Source organism: Bacillus sp. P4_D3 (assembly GCF_056401855.1).
On sequence record NZ_JBFUIN010000537.1, the window covers coordinates 1 to 2,167 of the forward strand.

3 protein-coding genes are annotated in these 2,167 nt (G+C 40.3%); all 3 read left to right on the top strand.

Annotation, left to right across the window (positions count from 1 at the left end):
- Positions 1-76 precede the first annotated feature (76 nt).
- The gene (locus AC1DTM_RS23755; RefSeq protein WP_016105248.1) at positions 77-1,021 is read left to right on the top strand and encodes a fumarylacetoacetate hydrolase family protein; all 945 of its coding nucleotides are present in this window, start codon (positions 77-79) and stop codon (positions 1,019-1,021) included.
- Complete coding sequence (locus AC1DTM_RS23760) at positions 1,018-1,518, top strand: DinB family protein (protein WP_016105247.1); 501 nt, start codon at positions 1,018-1,020, stop codon at positions 1,516-1,518. The genes AC1DTM_RS23755 and AC1DTM_RS23760 overlap by 4 nt, the downstream gene beginning before the upstream one ends.
- Before the next feature lie 14 nt (positions 1,519-1,532).
- Positions 1,533-2,167: cupin domain-containing protein (locus AC1DTM_RS23765; RefSeq protein ID WP_477001037.1), on the top strand; the 635-nt coding region annotated here is incomplete at its 3' end.

Below are 2,167 nucleotides of genomic sequence, written 5' to 3' on the forward strand. Positions count from 1 at the left end.
GAGTAGGGCCGGAAAGTTATACGTTACTATCGTTCAGGGTAGAATTTTCATTCATTTAAAGGAAAGGGAGATTACTATGAAACTTGTTACTTTTACACGTAATGGAGAAACGAGAATTGCTGCTTTAGAAAATGGGAAATTGATTGATTTGCATGCTGCTTTTAAAGCGAAATTGACAAGCGAAGGAAACCTTCGGGCCGCTCAAATTGCAGAGGCGTATATACCAAAGGATATGAATGGATTTTTACAAGGTGGAACGGAAAGTATGAATTTAGCAAAAGATGCGATCGCTTATGCGCTTATGAAAAACCATGGAGATAAATTGGTATTTGAAGAAGGTGAAGTGAAAATAGAAGCTCCAGTACCTTCGCCAGGAAAAATTATATGTGTAGGTCACAATTATCGTGAACACATTTTGGAAATGAAACGCGACTTACCTGCATTTCCAGTCATCTTTGCGAAGTTTGCCAATACAGTAATCGGTCCAGAAGATGATATTCCACATTACCCGATTTCTGAACAACTAGATTACGAAGCTGAATTTGCTTTTGTAATCGGGAAGCGTGCTCGAAATATTTCAGAAGGAGATGCCCTCCAATATGTAGCTGGTTACACAATTGCGAATGATATTACTTATCGTGATATTCAGCGCCGTACGATTCAATGGCTTCAAGGGAAGACAGTTGAAGGAAGTGCTCCGATGGGACCATGGTTAATTACTTCAGATGAATTAACGAACCCATCTGGCTTGGAAATCGTCTTAACAGTGAATGGAGAGACACGTCAGCGATCTAATACTGCTAATTTAGTATTCTCGGTACAATATCTCGTTTCGTTTTTATCCGGTTTAATGACACTAGAGCCAGGGGATGTCATTTTAACAGGTACACCAGGTGGGGTAGGTGTTGCACGTAATCCGCAAGTATTTCTTAAAGATGGAGATATCGTTCGTATTGAAGTTGATGGAGTAGGCGTACTTGAAAATAGAGTAAGACAAACAGTAGAGGTGCCAGTACTATGACGAAAAGCTTGCAAATCCACGCAGCCGAATCTGTTTATGAATCAATCGATAAGATCAAGACTATTGTTAAGTCTTTGCCAGAGGAAATCATCTATTGGAAACCTTCAGAAGATGAATGGTCAATTATGCAAATTATTACACATGTAGCGGAAGCTATCCCGTATTGGGCAAAAGAAATTAACAATATTAAAGTAAACCATGAAAACGTATGGGGCCGCGGTTTAACAGATGAAGTACGTCTACAAGCAGTTTCAGAAGAGAATATAAACAAAAAATCTATAGAAGAAGTCATAGAGCAGCTGTCTTCTATACCACTCATCATAGAAAATGTACTGAGCACATTAACAGACGAAGAGTTAAATATTCAGGCTCCAAGTCGCAATCCTCGTTTCAATAATAAGTCGATTGACTTTATCGTGAATCACCTCATCGTAGAACATACAGAAAAGCATTATAAACAAATCGAGCGGAATTTATGTAAATTTAATGAGCAATAAAGGAGGCAAATAAAATGGCGGAAAAAAATGCTTTTTTTGAAAGTACACTCGTACAAGATTTCAATCGTGATATAGAACAATATCATCTCGGACCACTTTGGAACGCGATCCCAGATTTAATGAAACATACACCTGAGCCTCATGCACAAGCGTACCTTTGGAAATCTGAATTGCTTCAAAAGAAGTTAACAGAGGCGACGCAAATATTTACACCAGACCGCGGGGGAGAACGCAGGGCCATCTACTTTCAAAATCCTGGACTTAATTATAGAAAACCTTGGGGATGGGCATCGACCACCCAAACGTTATATGCAGCGGTTCAATTGATACAACCTGGAGAAACCGCTCCGTCACATCGGCATGTTCAAAATGCGCTACGTTTCGTCATGGAAGGAGAAGGGGCTTACTCAATTGTGCAAGGAGAGCGTATTTTCATGGAACGAGGAGACTTTTTAACAACTCCAAATGGACTGTGGCATGGACATGGTCACACAGGTGACAAACCGATGATTTGGATGGATTGCCTTGATATTCCGACCATTTATTATCTCGGCGGTACGTTCTTTGAGCCGTATCCGGAAAAAATTGAACAGCCAAACGTGCCGGACAATTATACTGCTCAGCGTTATGGAGGTGGAATGGTTCGGCC